The sequence below is a fragment of the Cellulophaga sp. Hel_I_12 genome, from assembly GCF_000799565.1.
Taxonomy (GTDB): domain Bacteria; phylum Bacteroidota; class Bacteroidia; order Flavobacteriales; family Flavobacteriaceae; genus Cellulophaga.
In genome coordinates, this window is record NZ_JUHB01000001.1 from 2,683,862 (window position 1) to 2,701,955 (window position 18,094).

At 34.4% G+C, this 18,094-nt stretch carries 18 protein-coding genes; 11 read left to right on the forward strand and 7 right to left on the reverse strand.

Annotated features, from left to right (window positions below):
- Window positions 1-42 precede the first annotated feature (42 nt).
- From GQ45_RS11605 to GQ45_RS11620, 4 genes are all read left to right on the forward strand, one after another.
- The gene (locus tag GQ45_RS11605) at window positions 43-723 is read left to right on the forward strand and encodes a TerB family tellurite resistance protein (protein ID WP_047418112.1); all 681 of its coding nucleotides are present in this window, start codon (window positions 43-45) and stop codon (window positions 721-723) included.
- 36 nt (window positions 724-759) lie between these two features.
- Window positions 760-1,344: a HupE/UreJ family protein gene (locus GQ45_RS11610; RefSeq protein ID WP_047418114.1), complete on the forward strand. Its 585-nt coding sequence runs from the start codon at window positions 760-762 to the stop codon at window positions 1,342-1,344.
- Window positions 1,345-1,444: 100 nt separating this feature from the next.
- Window positions 1,445-1,879, forward strand: a complete 435-nt coding sequence (locus GQ45_RS11615) for a dCMP deaminase family protein (RefSeq protein ID WP_047418117.1) — start codon at window positions 1,445-1,447, stop codon at window positions 1,877-1,879.
- Between the two features lie 22 nt (window positions 1,880-1,901).
- On the forward strand, window positions 1,902-3,509 hold the full coding sequence (locus GQ45_RS11620; RefSeq protein ID WP_047418119.1) for a S41 family peptidase: 1,608 nt from the start codon (window positions 1,902-1,904) through the stop codon (window positions 3,507-3,509).
- A gap of 163 nt (window positions 3,510-3,672) precedes the next feature.
- Here the strand turns inward: GQ45_RS11620 and GQ45_RS11625 are convergent, their stop codons facing one another.
- Both GQ45_RS11625 and GQ45_RS11630 read right to left on the reverse strand, forming a co-directional pair.
- Window positions 3,673-3,876 (reverse strand): hypothetical protein, encoded by a 204-nt coding sequence (locus GQ45_RS11625; protein WP_047418122.1) that lies wholly within the window; start codon window positions 3,874-3,876, stop codon window positions 3,673-3,675.
- A 36-nt stretch (window positions 3,877-3,912) separates the two neighbouring features.
- Window positions 3,913-4,491 (reverse strand): MarC family protein, encoded by a 579-nt coding sequence (locus GQ45_RS11630; RefSeq protein WP_047418124.1) that lies wholly within the window; start codon window positions 4,489-4,491, stop codon window positions 3,913-3,915.
- Between the two features lie 103 nt (window positions 4,492-4,594).
- On the opposite strand from GQ45_RS11630, the gene GQ45_RS11635 reads away from it, so the two are divergent.
- Entirely contained in the window at window positions 4,595-5,164 is a 570-nt protein-coding gene (locus GQ45_RS11635; RefSeq protein ID WP_047418127.1) for a DUF3109 family protein, read from the forward strand.
- Here GQ45_RS11635 and GQ45_RS11640 read toward each other — a convergent pair.
- Window positions 5,157-7,130 (reverse strand): tetratricopeptide repeat protein, encoded by a 1,974-nt coding sequence (locus tag GQ45_RS11640; protein ID WP_047418130.1) that lies wholly within the window; start codon window positions 7,128-7,130, stop codon window positions 5,157-5,159. The genes GQ45_RS11635 and GQ45_RS11640 overlap by 8 nt on opposite strands.
- 8 nt (window positions 7,131-7,138) lie before the next feature.
- Entirely contained in the window at window positions 7,139-7,879 is a 741-nt protein-coding gene (locus GQ45_RS11645) for a LytTR family DNA-binding domain-containing protein (protein ID WP_047418133.1), read from the reverse strand.
- Window positions 7,880-8,364: 485 nt separating this feature from the next.
- Here GQ45_RS11645 and GQ45_RS11650 point away from each other — a divergent pair, with 485 nt between their 5' ends.
- A complete protein-coding gene (locus GQ45_RS11650; protein ID WP_197056951.1) occupies window positions 8,365-8,901 on the forward strand; it encodes a hypothetical protein in 537 nt (178 codons plus the stop codon).
- 543 nt (window positions 8,902-9,444) lie between these two features.
- Here GQ45_RS11650 and GQ45_RS11655 read toward each other — a convergent pair.
- Window positions 9,445-10,092 carry a gluconate 2-dehydrogenase subunit 3 family protein gene (locus GQ45_RS11655; RefSeq protein WP_047418137.1) on the reverse strand — a complete coding sequence of 216 codons (648 nt, stop codon included), beginning with the start codon at window positions 10,090-10,092 and terminating at the stop codon, window positions 9,445-9,447.
- Window positions 10,092-11,804, reverse strand: coding sequence for a GMC oxidoreductase (locus GQ45_RS11660; protein ID WP_047418139.1), 1,713 nt, complete (start codon window positions 11,802-11,804; stop codon window positions 10,092-10,094). Before GQ45_RS11660 ends, GQ45_RS11655 begins: the two co-directional genes overlap by 1 nt.
- Window positions 11,805-11,938: 134 nt before the next feature.
- On the opposite strand from GQ45_RS11660, the gene GQ45_RS11665 reads away from it, so the two are divergent.
- Genes GQ45_RS11665 through GQ45_RS11680 form a run of 4 tightly spaced genes read left to right on the forward strand, consistent with a single transcriptional unit; the run spans window position 11,939 to window position 15,792 of the window.
- Complete coding sequence (locus GQ45_RS11665) at window positions 11,939-12,940, forward strand: sugar phosphate isomerase/epimerase family protein (protein ID WP_047418142.1); 1,002 nt, start codon at window positions 11,939-11,941, stop codon at window positions 12,938-12,940.
- A 4-nt stretch (window positions 12,941-12,944) separates the two neighbouring features.
- Window positions 12,945-13,391 (forward strand): DinB family protein, encoded by a 447-nt coding sequence (locus GQ45_RS11670; RefSeq protein ID WP_047418143.1) that lies wholly within the window; start codon window positions 12,945-12,947, stop codon window positions 13,389-13,391.
- Between the two features lie 25 nt (window positions 13,392-13,416).
- Window positions 13,417-14,646: a nucleoside permease gene (locus tag GQ45_RS11675; RefSeq protein WP_047418145.1), complete on the forward strand. Its 1,230-nt coding sequence runs from the start codon at window positions 13,417-13,419 to the stop codon at window positions 14,644-14,646.
- Between the two features lie 9 nt (window positions 14,647-14,655).
- The gene (locus tag GQ45_RS11680; protein WP_047418147.1) at window positions 14,656-15,792 is read left to right on the forward strand and encodes a Gfo/Idh/MocA family protein; all 1,137 of its coding nucleotides are present in this window, start codon (window positions 14,656-14,658) and stop codon (window positions 15,790-15,792) included.
- A 115-nt stretch (window positions 15,793-15,907) separates the two neighbouring features.
- Here GQ45_RS11680 and GQ45_RS11685 read toward each other — a convergent pair whose 3' ends face one another.
- Window positions 15,908-16,369 (reverse strand): ASCH domain-containing protein, encoded by a 462-nt coding sequence (locus GQ45_RS11685; RefSeq protein WP_047418151.1) that lies wholly within the window; start codon window positions 16,367-16,369, stop codon window positions 15,908-15,910.
- A 664-nt stretch (window positions 16,370-17,033) separates the two neighbouring features.
- On the opposite strand from GQ45_RS11685, the gene GQ45_RS11690 reads away from it, so the two are divergent.
- Window positions 17,034-18,086: a sugar phosphate isomerase/epimerase gene (locus tag GQ45_RS11690; protein ID WP_047418153.1), complete on the forward strand. Its 1,053-nt coding sequence runs from the start codon at window positions 17,034-17,036 to the stop codon at window positions 18,084-18,086.
- Window positions 18,087-18,094 lie beyond the last annotated feature (8 nt).

Here is an 18,094-nt window from a genome sequence, read left to right on the forward strand (position 1 = left end):
TTTTGTATTTGAAAATGATATCTTTGGCAAAAATTTTTAAGAATGAAATGGATTTTATTTTTTGTCATATTTTATATTCTCCAAAAACTATTTAGTGCATCGAGAACCAAGGTTTTTTCACAAAATACAAAATCAGTTTCTCCTGCCGATTTTGAACTTAATTTACTTTCTTTATGTTCTTTGGTAATCAAGGCTGATGGAAACGTGAGTCAGAGAGAAATGGACTATGTGCAACGTTATTTTGTAAGTACGTATGGGAAAGACAAAGCCAATGCCATCTTTAGAACCTTCAATGAGGTGATTAAAAAAAGGGAAATTTCGGCACAACGTATTTGCGATTATATGAATTTGCGAACTAGTATTGAGGTACGTTTGCAGTTAGTACATTTTTTATTCGGAATTGCTCAAGCTGATGGTACTGTTAGTGCTGCTGAAATTACGAAAATAGAAGAAATAGCTAGATTTTTAAGAATTGGACAGAGCAGTTTTGAAAGTGTCAAAGCGATGTTTATTAAAAATGCAGACAACGCGTATAAAATTCTAGAAATAGAAAAATCTGCTACGGATGATGAAGTTAAAAAAGCATACAGGACCATGGCAAAAAAATACCATCCAGACCGTGTGAACACAGAAAACGAAGCCATAAAAAAAGGAGCTGAAGAAAAGTTTAAGGAAGTGCAAATTGCGTACGAAACCATTCAGAAAGAACGTGGCATCAACTAAATTAAATACTATAGTGTTTTACAAATAGCGAGAATTATGGAAAATTTTTGGTTTTACTTGAAAATGGGTTTGGAGCACGTATTAGATCTAGCGGCGTATGATCATATTCTTTTTTTAACTATTTTAACGGTGCCTTTTACGTTTAAATCGTGGAAAAAAGTAGTGTTTCTCGCTACGGTTTTTACAGTAGCGCATTGTATTTCGCTGGCATTATCAGCCTATAAAGTGATTGAGGTTAATGTAAGTATTATTGAGTTTTTAATTCCTGTAACCATTTTACTGACCGCTATATTTAATTTAAGATATTTCAAAGCAAAAGAAGCGCATAAAAATTTAGTATGGCACGGTATTGCCACTGCTTTTTTTGGTCTTATTCACGGGTTTGGCTTTTCTAATTACTTTAAAATGTTAATGGCCGAAGAAGAGGATATTATAACACCACTTTTGGGTTTTGCAACAGGAATAGAACTTTCGCAATTGGTAATTGTACTTTCGATACTCGTATTTGCCTTTATTGTGCAGTCGATATTTAAGCTAAAACAAGCCTTGTTTGTCCTAGGGATGTCTATTTTAGTGATCTTGATAACCCTTCCCATGTTACGCGAAACCTATCCTTTTTAAATTTTTATTTAAAATATATCTCTTGGTGATTGTTAGGCTTGGTGAAAGCGGGTATCTTAGTGCTTTGTTAGAGATACAATACATTTTTCTTAAATTATAAATGATAGAAGTAAAACAGAAAAAATACGATAAGGCCTATTTGCGAATGGCTAACGAGTGGGGAAAATTATCGTTTTGTAAACGAAAGCAAGTAGGAGCTATTGTGGTAAAAGACCGTATGATTATTTCCGACGGCTATAATGGTACGCCAACTGGTTTTGAAAATCATTGTGAAGATGAGGAGGGTTACACAAAATGGTATGTTTTGCATGCCGAAGCTAATGCATTATCAAAATTAGCGTCGTCAACACAATCCTGTGATGGGGCCACTTTATATATTACTTTATCACCTTGTAAAGAATGTAGTAAGCTGATTCATCAATCTGGCATAAAACGTGTAGTATACCAAAATGCGTATAAAGATGATGAAGGTCTTCAGTTTTTAAAAAAGGCAGGAGTACACTTAGTGCATCTCGCAACTATTGATGACAACTAACACTATTTTAATTTAAAAGTAAATGAAGAAAAAGCAATCCTTTATGTGGCCAACGCTTTTAGCGGGAACGCTAGCCCTTGGCGTGTTTATTGGAGGCAAACTTCATTTTAACGATACGCCCGAAAAGTTATTTACTACCAATTCAAAAAAAGATAAGCTCAATAGGCTAATCGATTATATCGACTATGAGTATGTAGACGATATTAATACCGATAGTATTGTTGATGTAGCTGTAAATAATATTTTAGATAAGTTAGATCCACATTCTGTGTATATCCCTAAGAAAAGTATGGCTAAGGTATCTGAAAATATGAAGGGAGACTTTGTAGGTATCGGGATTAGTTTTTTTATGGAAAACGATACTATTGCGGTGGTCAGAGCCATTGAGGGTGGGCCTAGTTTTAAAAATGGTATTCAACCTGGTGATCGCATTTTGATGGCAGATAATATGCCTTTATTTGGACAGGAGATTAGTAATGAAAAGGTTATTGACAAGTTAAAAGGACTTAAGGGAACTCCTGTAAAACTTAAAATATACCGTAAACAAGATGATAAAATTTTTGATATCATTCTAAAACGCGATGATATTCCGCTAAAAAGTGTAGACGCGGCTTACATGTTAACTCAGGATATGGGTTATATTAAAATTAACCGATTTGCAGAAACTACTTTTAAAGAATTTAAAACGGCACTCAATGCCTTACAAAAACAAGGAGCACGAAAACTTACCCTTGATTTACGTGATAATCCAGGAGGTTATTTAGGCATTGCAGAACAAATGGCTGATGAGTTTTTAGAAAACGGAAAATTAATTTTATTTACAAAAAACAAAAAGGGTCAGATAGATTATTCTTATGCTACCAAAAAAGGAGCTTTTGAAAATAAGCCTATCTACGTATTAATTAATGAACTTTCGGCCTCTGCAAGTGAAATTATTGCTGGTGCCTTACAGGATAATGATATTGGTACTATTGTGGGGCGTCGTTCTTTTGGAAAAGGTTTGGTGCAACGTGAAATGGAACTAGGAGATGGTTCTGCAGTTCGCTTAACGATATCACGTTATTATACACCAACGGGACGGTCTATTCAAAAAAACTACGCCAATGGAAATAAAGATTATTATCAAAAATTTATGGATCGGTATGCCAGTGGAGAATTGGTTGCTGTGGATAGCATTAAAGTAGCTGATTCATTGAAGTTTACCACCCCAAAGGGTAAAGTGGTTTATGGCGGTGGAGGTATTGTCCCTGATGTTTTTGTTCCGATTGGCACCAATGAAAATGAAGCTATTAGTTCAGTAGAGAGCGAGGTCATTATGTCGCGTTTCATCTTTGATCACTTAGAAGAAGATAGAAAACGGTATACTGCGTATTCAGAAAAAAACTTTATAGAAAATTTTAGGGTTGACGATATTCTCTTTCAAAATTACATCAGTCACATATCAAAATTTCTGGACCCGAGAGTTCCGGGAATTGATTATTACGCCTACGAAGACAAAATAAAGCTGTACCTCAAAGCAGCATTGGCAGAACAACTGTTTAATCCAAATGCTTTTGCCATTATTAAAGGGAAAGCCGATACCATGCTTAAAAAAGTTTTGGAGTTAGATGATTCCATACCAAATAAATGATAATTTTTAGACCATAACAAAAATTTATTTGGAAGAACTATTGCAGATTGTACCTCGTATTCCGCTCGATTTTACGAGCTAAAATTTAATTAAAAGCTGAATTATTAACGCCCACGACTTTTAGGAAATTCTCATTTTAAGCCTTGTTTACTTCGTAAACGTATTATTCCTCTTTTACTTTGTTTTGAATTTTTTTTGACATTAAAAAAATGACTAAGACAACAATAGCGCACAACGAGGCAACAATACCAATCAAGGCAATAGTACTATCACCTTGAAGTAAATTATCGAAATTCAGCATAGTGCTATTGTAACCTATCAATGCCACTGCAATTAGGATCAGTAAAAAGCTAATGTATTTATTCATGACTAGTTTTATAGGATTCAGATAAAAAATGTTTTATTAAAAAAGCTGATTTATGTTAGATGCAAATAACTTAACAGATATGGCCAATAAAATCACTCCAAAAACTTTACGGATAACACTCAGGCCAGCTTTTCCTAATACTTTCTCTATTTTTTTAGATGATTTTAAAACCAAATAAACAAAGATAATATTTACGATAATAGCGACGATAATATTTTCTACAAAGTACTCTGCACGTAATGATAAAATAGCCGTCATGGTGCCTGCCCCTGCAATTAATGGAAAAGCAATGGGGACTATCGATGCACTTTCGGGTTCGTCGTCTCTATATAATGATATACCCAAAATCATTTCTATAGCCAAGAAAAAAATAACAAAAGCACCTGCAACAGCAAATGAGTTCACGTCAATACCAATAAGTTTTAATATTTCTTCCCCGACAAACAAAAAGGAAACCATAATAACGGCAGCTACAATAGAGGCTTTTTCAGAATGAATGTGCCCTACTTTGTTGCGTAAGCCTATGATGATGGGGATGCTTCCCAAGATATCAATTACAGCAAAAAGCACCATCGATGCGGTGGCTATTTCTCTAAAATTAAAATGAAATTCCATACTTTTTTAAATTCTTTGCAAATTTACGGTTTAATTCAACTTTTAGATGTTTTAACGTGAAATATAATTTGTTGAGGTATCTTTGCGCTTCTTAAATCTATGTATGTTTCAAATTGGTAAAGCCTTAGTTTCAGAAGAAATTATTGAGAAAGAATTTGTCTGTAATCTGTCTGCTTGTAAAGGCGCATGTTGTGTAGACGGTGATGCAGGAGCCCCTTTAGAGGAGAAAGAAACCGAAATATTAGTTGATATTTATCAGAAGGTAAAGCCCTTTTTAAGAGCTGAAGGCATTGCCGTTATTGAAGACGAAGGTGCTTTTGTAAAGGGTGAAGATGGCGAATGGGAAACTCCCTTGGTTAACGGTAGTGAATGTGCCTATGTTGTTTTTTCGGAAGACGGCATTACAAAATGTGGCTTAGAGGAAGCCTATAATGCGGGCGCCACCAAATTCAGAAAACCAGTTTCATGTCATTTATACCCTATCAGAATTCGAGAGTATTCAGAATTTGTTGCGGTAAATTATCACAAATGGGAGATTTGTGACGCTGCTTGTTCTTTAGGATCAGCATTAGAAGTACCCATTTATAAGTTTGTAAAGGAAGCTTTAATCAGAAAGTTTGGTAAAAAGTGGTACGCAGAATTAGAGGAGGTTGCTCAAAATTTAGCTAAATAGTGGGGATAAGAACAACTACTTTAGTACCAATAGCTAGGTTGTTTTCGTCATATAAATCAATAATCGTAACATCATAAGAATTTTGATAGTCCTTTGAAAAATTTTCCAAACGTTCTTTGGTGATCGTAATACCAATAGAGTTTCGTTTCAAAACCTTATTTTCTTTTATCACTTCTGAAGCATCTCGGCCAATGCCATTATCCGTAATAGAAATTGCGATTAGATAATTGTCCTGATTCTGAATATCAATTGTTATTTGTTTTTCACCTTCTTTTGACGATAGTCCATGCCAAATAGAATTTTCTAAAAACGGTTGTAATATAAGGGAGGGAATTTTTATAGCATCTACATCTAAGCCCTCTTGAATATTTATTGTAAACCCTATTTCATTCGAGAATCTAATGTTTTCAATATTCATGTAGAGTTCTGCCGTTTCTAACTCTTCTGCTAGTGTTATTTCTTTTAGTGAAGAAGCTTCTAATATTTTACGGACTAATTTTGAAAACTTATTGAGGTAATAAACAGCATTTTTCTTTTCATTATTAATGATGTATAATTTGATGGAGTTTAATGAATTAAAAATAAAATGAGGATTCATTTGGCTTCTTAACATGCTTTGCTCCAAAGTCAGTAATTTTTTGTCATTTTTTAATTGGTATTGCTTGTAAAGTATGTATAAAATAATGACAGATAAGGCTAACAACAAAGCACTGATAAGTAGGGTGTTTTCTTTTTTTTTGAGTTTTAATTGAATTAATTCGTTTTGTCGTGCGAGTGTTTCAATTTGATTGTTTTTTTTCTCTGAGTCGTATTTAAAAATAATATCCTGTACGTAGCGAATGTTGGTTTCATTATTGATGCCGTCCTCAATAGATTTATAGGTCTTAAAAGATTGTAGTGCTTGATCAAATTTGTTTTGTTTGCTATACAATTCTGATAGAAATTCGTGTCCTAAAGCCTGAGAAAGATGCAAATCGTGCTTTTTTGCTAATAGGATACCCTCCAGTAAATTTGTTTCAGCTAATTCAAAATTACCGAGCTTTATATAGGCCCAACCCATATTAATATAAACAGAAGTGGTTATAAACTTATCACTAATAGCAATAGCTTTTTTTAAAGTAGGGTTGAGAATTCGCAAGGCTTCGTTGAGTCTATTTTGCTTGATGTAAATTTTTGCAATACTATTATTACAAATAACACGACCCCTGTCACTATTTATTTCTTCATTAAGAGCTAGCGACTTACGGTAGTAGTTAAGCGCAAGTTTTAGGTCGTTCAGCTCCTCGTAACATTCTCCTAAATTTTGGTTATTTATGGCCAAGCCCAAGGTGTTATTGAGTTCTTTTTCTAGCAGTAAGGATTTTTTATAGGTTTCAATGGCAACGGGGTATTGTTTTAAACTTTGATAAATATTTCCAATGCCGTTTAAAGAAACATTAATACTTCTTCTTAGGCCCTTGCTCGGATTTTTGACACCCTCGGCTAAAGCTAATGCTTCTTGGGCATAGTCTAATGCAGTTTTAATAGCATCCATGCGTCTGTAAACCACACTGAGCATATTAAGACTATAGACTTTTAATTCTAAATTATCAGCCTTTTTAGCGAGCTCTAAGGCTTGTTTATGAAGGTTGATGGCTTTAGCATAACTAGAGGTATTTCTATGCCAAGTACCCAGTTGATTTAAAGCATAGGATTGTCCATTAAAATATTTTTTGGCAGCAGCTTCATTGTTAAAATGCCGCATTAAAATAGTATCATACCGAGACGGCTTTAGAATGGAGTCAATATCGGTATAGGTTTTTGGTGCTGCCTTTATTAAACTATCCGCAGTTTTTTTAAATTTTAAAGGAATAGTTTGTGAAAAAGAAAAACCACTAAGCAGAAAAAAAAATGCCAGACATATAGCATTTAGATAAACAGCCCTAAAAGAGGTAAAGCCGTTGAAAATTTCTTCTTTTTTACACATAAACGAATTTAAAGTAAGTCTAAAAAGTCAGATTTTTTTTGACGAGAAACTGGGATTTTATGATTAGACTCTAATACAACATACCCATCGGTTTTTAAGAATTCTTTAATTTTGTTGAGGTTGATAATATAGGAATTATGAATTCTAAAAAAGGTTTCCTGGGGTAAAATTTCATTTACTTCTTTTAGTTTTTTGGTCAGTACAATTTTATGTCCGTCGCTAAGAAATATAGTGGTATAGTTGCCGTCTGATTCTGCATATAAAATTTGATCACAACTTAAAAACACTAATTTCCCATCTGTGTTTAGGGTTATTTTTTTTTGGATCGCATTGGCATTAAAATTTAAAAGAATTTTTTCTAATTTATCTGCAGAATAGTTCCTGGCATTGTATTTTTTGATTTTTACAATGGTATCATGTAAATCGTCAGAATCAATAGGTTTTAAAAGATAATCTATAGCTTCATTCTTTAAAGCTTTAATGGCGTATTGATTATAAGCAGTGGTAATGACTATTGGAAATTCTTTATTTTTTAGTTTTTGAATAAACTGAAAACCGTCCATGGTAGGCATTTCAATATCTAAAAAAAGACAATCAGGTGTGTTTTCGCTTTTATTTAAATGGGCTAAAGCTTCTAAAGGGTTCGTAAAAGACGCCACAACTTTTATCTCGTCACTAAAATTAGTGAGTTCCCAAGATAAACTTTGGAGTGCTTTTATTTCATCATCTACAATTACAGCTTCTAACATAAGTACCTTAAATGTAATCAAAAATAATTGTTATTGCTTGGGCCATAGCTCAATTTGTATCAATGGTTATAAATTAAGTACAATCGGACTTTAATCGTAAAATTAATTTCAATTTGTTTATAAACTGAACAAAAAGGCTAGGATTATGTCTATTTTTTTCAAATACCAATTATACACTTTTGATCACCATTGGCACAATCCTCAACTGAATGACCTATTAAAATTTATAATTTAGTTTCGGAAAATTAATAGGCCCCTGTTTAACTAGACATCAATTAAGTACAGGTAGATCATTAAACGCAACGAAAGCAGAATTTAGGAACATAATTAAATAATGGGTTATGCAAAAATCATTTATTCTATTTATTATATTAATCATAGTCATTACCATAGCCGCAATTGTAGAAAATAATAGTAATAGGAACGGCGAGGCCCCTTTAATTGCGCATACAACGCTAAAGAACTAGTAGCTTAATAAATTTTTTATGATGTATCTTAAACATTTTGGTTTGAACATTTTTACAGGCTTCTTTCTAATTTTATTATGTACTTCATATTTGCCAAAAGAAGGCGTCATTGATTATGAAATACAATCAAAGCAAATGAATGTAAGCGGGAGCTTTAATCATGAGGTATTAGGTGATTTATCTTTTAGTGAATCAACAGAAGTTAATACCAAAGGAGTTCCCTACGTAAGTTTAACTTTAAAATTAGAAAATGAATCTGAAAATAAGGTAGCTATTTTAATTTCAGAAGAAAACACCAATGAGCCTATAAATGAAGGTAGTTACCATATTGCTACTGATACCTCTAAATCTCAACACTATTCCAATGGAGTTTTCGCTTATTATAATAATATCGCGTCCAATGAATTGCCTTTTTTTACAGAAAAAGGATTGGTGGTCATTACCAATAGATCAAACAAGCTAGTTGAAGGATACTTAAATCTTGACTTAAGAAACGTTCAAGACAAAAAAATTACTGTATCTGGAAAATTTAGAGCAACTAAAAAATTACATTAAGGTACTATTTTGCACCCTAAAACTGTCAAACCAAAAACAAGTATAAAGAAACTTATGAATAACTAGTTTAGTGCTATTATAACCAAAAACCAATAATCATAATTATTGAATATTGTTAGGTTTTTAGGTTTCGGGGGGAACTTCCTAAACCAACTAATTCAGTAATAGATTTAGGTAAATTATAGCTCTTTAGATTCGTGTGGTTTGGCAGTGTGCAAAATAAAATTAATAGTTGAGTGGAAGACAAGAATACACGTTTACCAAATATTAGGTATTAAAATGATACTTCTTTACATAGGGTTTTAGTACAGCTAAGGATAGATAGGCGATAACGTACAAGGACAAAATGATATAATGATTCTCCATTACTTCTTAATTTTCATAATTGCTATCTCATATACGTTATAACTACAGCGCGCAGATGATTAAGAAAAAGTTAAATTTTTTACTCAAAAAAAACCTTCGAGTATACGTTGATACTCAAAGGTTTTTTAGTGGTACCACAACACAGATTGCAGTACTTTTTTCACCACTACATTCGGTTTAAATAGCCCAAGCTTTTCCGCCAGTTAATTCTTGTACATCAGCACATCCAATATATTCTCCTGGAATTGGCAAATAGGCGAGCACCTCTTCTGCGATGTATTCAGAAGATTTGAAGGCCCAAATGGTTAAACCTCTTAAATTGTTAGCAAAGGCAAATCTAGAAATACCTTCATCTAAATCAGCTGTTTCACCAGCGGCTATGGCTTCATGATAGGTGTTAATTAATTTGAAATTCTTTGCTTCATCTTCTTTGCTAACTTTTAATGCGCTAGCCAAAACAGAGGTTAAATCTTCACTGGTTAAATCTTCAAGCTTTTCTTTACCAGCATCTTTAAGTGCTTTATCAGTAAATTTATTCATTGCCATTTTAAAGAAATTTTGATCTTTCTCTTCCATAATCTCTTTGGCAAAGGTATCAATAAACACATGTACATTTACTTCTGAAGCAGAAGGTGTATCTGTTTTAGGCAGTATAATATCTACTAATTTTGAAAGTACGTCACCTTCTTCTTTTGATAAAAACACAGGAGTCCAAGTAGCAATATTTTGCTCTTTACAACTCTGAACTAAACTAATTAGAGTTGGTGTGGCTACGATGTAGCCTAAAGATAGGCCTAGGTTTTTGAGTGCTATTCTTCTATCCATTATATAGTTTCTTTTTTAAGTTCTTGTGCGGCGTGATTTGCAGCTCTTGCCGTAAATGCCATATAGGTCAATGATGGATTTACACAGCTTGCAGAGGTCATAAAAGCGCCATCTGTTACATACACGTTAGGTACTGCGTGTATTTGATTATTTCCATTAAGTACTGAGGTTTTTGGATCTCTACCCATTCGTGCTGTGCCCATTTCATGTATGCCCAACCCTAGTGCTCCAGGATTATCGTAGGCTTCCACATCTCTAAAACCTGCATTTTTCAACATTTCAACCGCTTGTTGTTTAATGTCTTCCCGCATTTTCCATTCATTTTCTTTGAATTCTGCATCAAAAGTCACAGTAGGTAAGCCCCATTCATCTAATTTATCATAGTCTAAGGTCATTCTGTTTTCTTCATAGGGTAAAACTTCACCGAAGCCCATAATACCCATGGTCCATCCTCCCGGCTTTAAAATGCTTTCTTTTAAATCTTTTCCAAAAGAAACTTCGGCAATGGTTTCTTCCCAATTGCCACGACTTGCACCACCTTGATACCCAAAGCCTCGTACATATTCTTTACGGTCACTGTCGCCTCCTAAATTTCTAAAACGTGGTATATAAACTCCGTTTGGTTTGCGACCTTTGTAATATTTATCATCAAAACCATCAAATTTACCATTCGCTCCAACTTGCAATTGGTGGTCCATGATGTTTCTACCTAATTGGTCAGAATCGTTTCCAAGTCCATTTGGAAAACGCTCTGATTTAGATTGCATTAATATTTGTGTTGAACCTATGGCAGATGCACACAAGAAAATTACTTTAGCATTAAAAACCAATTCTTCTTTGGTTAATCGGTCAATAACCTTAACACCAGTTGCTTTTTTAGTTTTTGGGTCATAAATAACTTCAGAAACAATCGAGTCTGGTCTCAGGGTTAAATTACCAGTACGTTCTGCTGCTGGTAAGGTTGAGGAATTACTGCTAAAATAAGCTCCGAAAGGACAGCCTCTAATGCATCTATTTCTAAATTGGCATTTGCTTCTTCCATCAAATGCTTTACTACCGGTGATATGCGCAACGCGGCCAGCGGTAACCACTCTACCTTCAAAATTTTCAGCTACTTTTTCTCTAAACTCTTGTTCCACACAGTTCAATTCCATCATCGGAAGAAATTCACTGTCGGGTAGTTGTGGTAAACCTAGGGCTTCACCACTTATACCAATAAACGATTCTACTTTACTGTACCAAGGAGCTATATCTTTATAACGAACAGGCCAATCTACACCATGTCCGTCCTTTTTGTTTGCTTCAAAATCTAAATCACTCCAACGGTAACTGTGACGCCCCCACATAATTGATCTACCACCTACATGGTACCCTCGCATCCAATCAAAGCGTTTGGTTTCATTATAAGGGTGCTCTAAATCGTTCACAAACCAAAAATTGTGAGGTGCCTGTACCGTATATCCCGTTCTGGCTTGTTTTTGTTGTTTGTCTCTTTCTTCTTTGGGTAGCCTTCCATTATTAGGAAAATCCCAATCATCTAGGTTTGCGGTTGGATAATCTTCAATGTGTGTTACCATTCTTCCACGCTCTAAAATTAGCGTTTTTAAACCATTCTCACACAGTTCTTTAGCAGCCCATCCGCCACTAATTCCGGTTCCAACCACAATCGCATCGTACGATTCTTGCTCTTCGTTATAATAAAATTTGTTCATTAAATAGAATTGTTTATTTCGTAAATTTATTAAATATAGAATTAATTTTTTACATTTAAACGCTATAATTACAACGATATTCTACTATAACGTTGTAGTAAAATGCTAAATTATTAAAATAATGTACCAAGTTTATGACAAATCGTAATATTATGAAAAAAAGTTTACTTTTGATAGTTGGGCTTTTAATTTTCGGAGTTTTATCGTGTAAAGAAAAAGAACCTAAAAAAGATCCTGAGCCTATGGAAGAAATAGCTTCAGTGGCCCAAGACCCTTTTTTTAAATTATCCTTAGCACAATGGTCTATGCATAAAATGATTCTTGAGGAGGGTGTAGATCCATATACTTTTGCTGAAAAAGCTAAATCTTGGGGATTTTCTGGTCTTGAATATGTAAGTTACTTGTACAACGAGGAATTGGAAGAAGCTAATTTTTCAAAAGAAGCTATGGATCAATTTATTGCCAAAAACAATTTAGAGAGCAAAAAACATGGGATGCAAAATCTTTTGATCATGATTGACGGCCAAGGAGATTTAGCAACAACCAATGCAATTGCCAGAAAAAAGGCAGTTGAAAATCATTACAAATGGGTCGATGCCGCTGCAGCTATGGGTTGCCATTCTATACGTGTTAATTTAGCGGGAAGTAAGGTTCCAGAAGAATGGACAGCAAATGCCGTAGACGGACTCACGCAATTGGCAAGCTACGCAAAAGACAAAAACATAAATATTATTGTTGAAAACCATGGTGGGTTGTCGTCAAATGCGGCCTTACTGGCTGGCGTCATGAAAAAGGTAAATATGGATAATTGTGGCACCTTACCAGATTTTGGTAATTTTTGTGTTCGAAGAGTCGATGGTTCTGATTACAATGGCGATTGTGCTGAAACTTACGATATGTATAAAGGTGTAAAAGAATTGATGCCATTTGCTAAAGGCGTAAGTGCCAAATCATACGATTTTGATGCGCAAGGCAATGAAACAAAAATTGATTATGCAAAAATGCTTCAAATTGTAAAAGATGCGGACTATAATGGGTATATTGGCGTCGAGTATGAAGGTAGTGTTTTAAGCGAGACCGAGGGGATTCTTGCCACAAAACAACTTTTGATACAGGCATCAGAAACACTAAGATAATTTTATGAAAGACCTATTTTATGAATTATTTGATTACAACTTTTATTGTAACAAAAATCTGATAGACAAATTTCAAACTATAGAAAGTCAGGCCACAGATAAAAGTAGTTCATTATTTAGTCATATTCTAAACGCGCATCATATTTGGAACGCAAGATTATTAAAAACGGATGTAAAATATAAAGCCTTTGACAAGCACAGTGGCACTGATTTTTCTGAGATACATTACGAAAACCAAAGAACATCTTTTGAAATTATAAGCAATCTCGAAGATTTTGATAAACGTATAGCTTATGAAAATTCGGAAGGCAAACAATTTATAAATACAACCAAAGATATTTTATTCCATATCATCAATCACTCTACCTATCATAGAGGGCAAATTGCTTTAGAATTTAGAACGAATACCATTGAACCTTTAATTTCAGATTATATTCTTTACAAACGTTAAATTAACTAATCAATAAAATAATACCATGAATTTAAAAATAAAGTTTCAACTGTCCACAATGATGTTTTTGGAGTTTTTCATTTGGGGCGGATGGTTTGTAACATTAGGCACATTTTTAGGAAATAATTTAAAGGCTACTGGGGCCGAAATGGGAATGGCCTTTTCAACCCAATCTTGGGGTGCAATTATAGCCCCTTTTATTATAGGGTTAATTGCAGATCGATATTTTAATGCAGAGCGTATTTTAGGGGTGTTACATCTAGCAGGGGCTTTCTTAATGTATCAGATGTATGGAGCAACGGAGTTTTCTACGTTTTATCCTTATGTATTAGGCTATATGATTCTTTACATGCCAACCCTCGCCTTGGTAAATGCTATTGCATTTAAACAAATGAAAGATCCGGCTAAAGAATTTTCTTTAGTACGCGTATTTGGTACTATTGGATGGATCGCCGCGGGTTTATTGATTAGTTACGTATTTTTATGGGATTCAGCAGATGCAAGAGCTGAAGGGATGCTTAAAAACACTTTTTTGATGGTCGCCATCGCTTCTACTGTATTGGGTTTATTTAGTTTTACCTTGCCTAAAACCCCTCCAGGAATAACTAAGGGCGAAAAAGTTAGTATTTCTGATATCTTAGGCCTCGATGCTTTAAAACTTTTGAAAGACAAAAACTTTCTTATCTTTTTTGTGTCGTCTATATTTATTTGTATTCCTCTTGCCTTTTACTATCAAAACGCAAATCCATTTCTTTCAGAAATTGGGATGGACAACCCTACGGGTAAAATGACCATTGGGCAAGTCTCAGAAGTATTTTTTATGTTGTTACTTCCCTATTTTTTCAAAAAGTTTGGTTTTAAGAAAACAATTTTGGTGGGTATGTTGGCTTGGACAGTGCGATACCTTCTCTTCGCTTATGGAAATGCAGGAGAATTAGCGTTTATGCTTATTATTGGAATTGGCCTTCATGGTATTTGTTATGATTTCTTCTTTGTTTCAGGTCAAATATACACGGATTCAAAAGCAGGAAAAAAATACAAGAGTGCCGCACAAGGTTTAATAACTTTAGCAACCTACGGAATTGGAATGCTAATTGGTTTCTGGATTGCAGGAAAAATTACAGACACGTATTTATTGGCAGATAATCTGCACGATTGGAAAACTATTTGGACGTATCCAGCTATATTTGCCTTAGGAGTATCAGTCCTATTTGTTCTACTTTTTAAAAATGAAACTATAGAATACAAAGAATAAACAAACAAAATGGCAAAAAAAATTAGATTAGGAATTTTAGGTGGTGGAGGTGATTCATTAATAGGGATTTTACACAGAGTAGCCTCTCAAATTAATGATAATTATGAAATTGTAGGAGCAGTATTTAATGCAGATTTTGAGGAAAGTATAGCCTTTGCAAAAAAGATTGATGTTCCCACCAATCGTATTTATCCAGATTTTGACACCTTCATTCAGGAAGAAATGAAACTTCCAGAAACTGAACGCATTCAGGTTTGCTCTATTTTAACCCCTAACTTTTTGCATTTTCCCATGGCAAAAAAATTGTTAGAAAATGGCTTTCATGTTATTTGCGAGAAGCCGATGACCACCTCTTTAGAAGAAGCAAAAATATTACAAGCAGCGCATAAAAAAGCAGGAACTGTTTTTGTTTTAACCCATACCTATACCGGATACCCCATGGTTCGTGAAATGCGAGAACGTATCAAAGCAGGTGAATTAGGGAAGATTCATAAGGTAGATGCACAATATTATCAAGGTTGGATAAATACCATTATCCATGATAAAGCGAAGCGCTCTACCGTTTGGCGTTTAGATCCTGAAAAAGCTGGAATAAGCTCTTGCATGGGTGATATTGGAGTACATGCCTTTAATATGCTTGAATATACTACAGGCTTACGAGTAAAGTCTTTATTATGTGATTTTAATTATTTGTATGAGGATAATAAAATGGATGTGGACGGCACGGTGCTTATTCGCATGGAAGACCATGTCAAGGGGCTTATCCGAAGCAGTCAAGTAGCTACAGGCGAAGAGAACGGACTGGCCATTGTTATTTATGGTGAAAAGGCAGCCTTTAAATGGGCACAGGAAAATCCGAATTACTTATATAAATTAAGTGATACCGAGCCCCTGCAAGTTTTAAAGCCGGGTCATGCCTACAATTCTAAATTATCATTAGACGGCACAAAACTTCCACCAGGACACCCTGAAGGAATTTTTGATTCTATGGCGAATATTTACAAAGGAGCCGCTAGAGCTATTCGGGGAGAAGCCTATAATGACGGAGAATTTCCAACGATGCTAGACGGGGTGAGGGGTATGAATTTTATAGAAAGTACAGTTGCATCTCATAAAAATGGAAATACCTGGATTGAACTAGAATAATACTTAAAATAATAAACGAAAAAAGCCGCTAAATAAAATGCGGCTTTTTTTTGTATCAACAGTAGCAATTTTCAAAAAAAGACTGTCTGTTAGAAGAAACATTTTTTAATTTTCTCTAGTCAAAAACTTTTTCAAATTCTTGGCACACCACAATCATACTTTCTCTGGGCTCTCTGTTGAATTCAGAAAGTTCCCGAGTGTAATACTCCCAGTGTGTTTTTTTCCAATAGGCTAAACTTTTATCACCTTCACCTTCTTTGCGAGCATAGGTTTCATCAATACTAAACATTGGTTTTAATTTTACCGCAGTAGTTTTTACGATGCATTTTGCCTTCCCATCCCAATCAGTGATGACCAGAAAATCGCCAATTTTAGGAAGCGGTTCATTTCGTAATTGCAAACCTAACAGGGAGGGTGAAGTGGCTTTTTTTATATTTTTAAGTACTAAATCTACACATTCATTAGCATCTTTTTTGTTATCACAAAAATGAATGGTCTTAGGTGCATCAACAAAAGCATCTTCTAAATGTTGATCTAAATAATCGCCCCACATGTTACGGGCAGAAGCATTGTCCATAATTATATTCTATAAGGCTAATGTACCTAATTTTAATTATTCTACCGCATCTAATGCTGTCCTTAAAGTAATTTGCTTATACCTTGAATTAGGGTTTTGTAAGTATTAAAGACGTCATCAACGGCTTAAAGGAAGTAGGTATAGGAGGTTTTTATGTCTTTAATAATGTTTGGTTAAAATTATTTTTGATCATCACGCTTTTGGTTCTTAACTATTTTAGGCATGGTAACGACTACTCTTATTTCTTTAACAAGGGCTTAAGTTTTTGCATAAAGTGGCTATTATCATGGGTACAAGCTGTTCTACTCTTTAAGCGCTATACATCCTGTTTTTCTTGTAAAGCTAAGCCTAAATCTAATTGTTATAATTTTTACGAAGAGATGCATAGAATCTTATTAAAATATGACCTTAAGGAATAGGTTTACATGCGTTTTTTTAGCTTCGCTACCTTTGATTCGATCAGTTTCTACAACGATTGCGCCTTATTCTTGTTTTTGATTCATTGTTATATTTTTATAATTATTGTATTCTTATGCTTATATTTAGGATTGTGAATAGTAAAAGGAAATTCAAAAACAAAGACTAAAATTAAAAGTAAAATATTTAAAATTTTAGTACTCAGCCTATTCAAACCTATAACACTTTAAATAAATAGTAGTTTAAGATGAAAACGATTAAAGGACCAGCAGTTTTTCTAGCTCAATTTGTAGATAAAAAAGCGCCATTTAACACTTTAGATGGCATGTGCAAGTGGGCCGCTGATTTGGGATACAAAGGCATTCAAATACCGACTTGGGAACATTTTTTAATTGATTTAGACAAAGCAGCCGAAAGTCAAACCTACTGCGATGAACTAAAAGGAAAGGTTAATTCTTATGGTTTAGAAATTACGGAGCTTTCTACTCATTTACAAGGGCAATTGGTCGCGGTTAACCCAGCATATGACTTAATGTTCGATAATTTTGCCCCTGAAAAGGTGAAAAACAATCCGAAAGCTCGTACAGAATGGGCCGTTGAAACCGTAAAAAAAGCCGCTACGGCTAGTAGAAAATTAGGCTTAAACGTACATGCTACTTTCTCTGGTGCTTTATTATGGCACACGATGCATCCTTGGCCTCAAAGACCAGAAGGATTAGTAGAAATGGGTTTTGAAGAATTAGCAAAACGTTGGTTACCTATTTTAAATCATTTTGATGAACAAGGGGTTGATGTGTGTTATGAAATTCACCCAGGAGAAGATTTACACGATGGCGATACTTTTGAACGCTTTTTGGCCGCCACCAACAATCATAAACGCGTTAATATTTTATATGACCCTAGTCACTTTGTACTGCAGCAACTAGATTATATAGCGTACATTGATCATTATCATGAGTTTATAAAATCTTTTCACGTAAAGGACTCAGAGTTCAACCCAACGGGTAAAAAAGGAGCTTTTGGGGGCTATAACGATTGGGGAAATAGGGCAGGTAGGTATCGCTCTTTGGGAGATGGTCAAATAGATTTTAAAACCATTTTCTCGAAATTAACGCAGTATGGCTGCGATGTGTGGGCAGTGATGGAATGGGAGTGCTGTATAAAAAGTCCGGAACAAGGAGCAAAAGAAGGTGCTAAATTTATTCAAGACCATATTATTGAAGCTACTGAAAAAACATTTGATGATTTTGCGGGTGGAGCCATAGACGAAAAGGTATTGAGAAAGATATTAGGAATTTAAAAGTCACT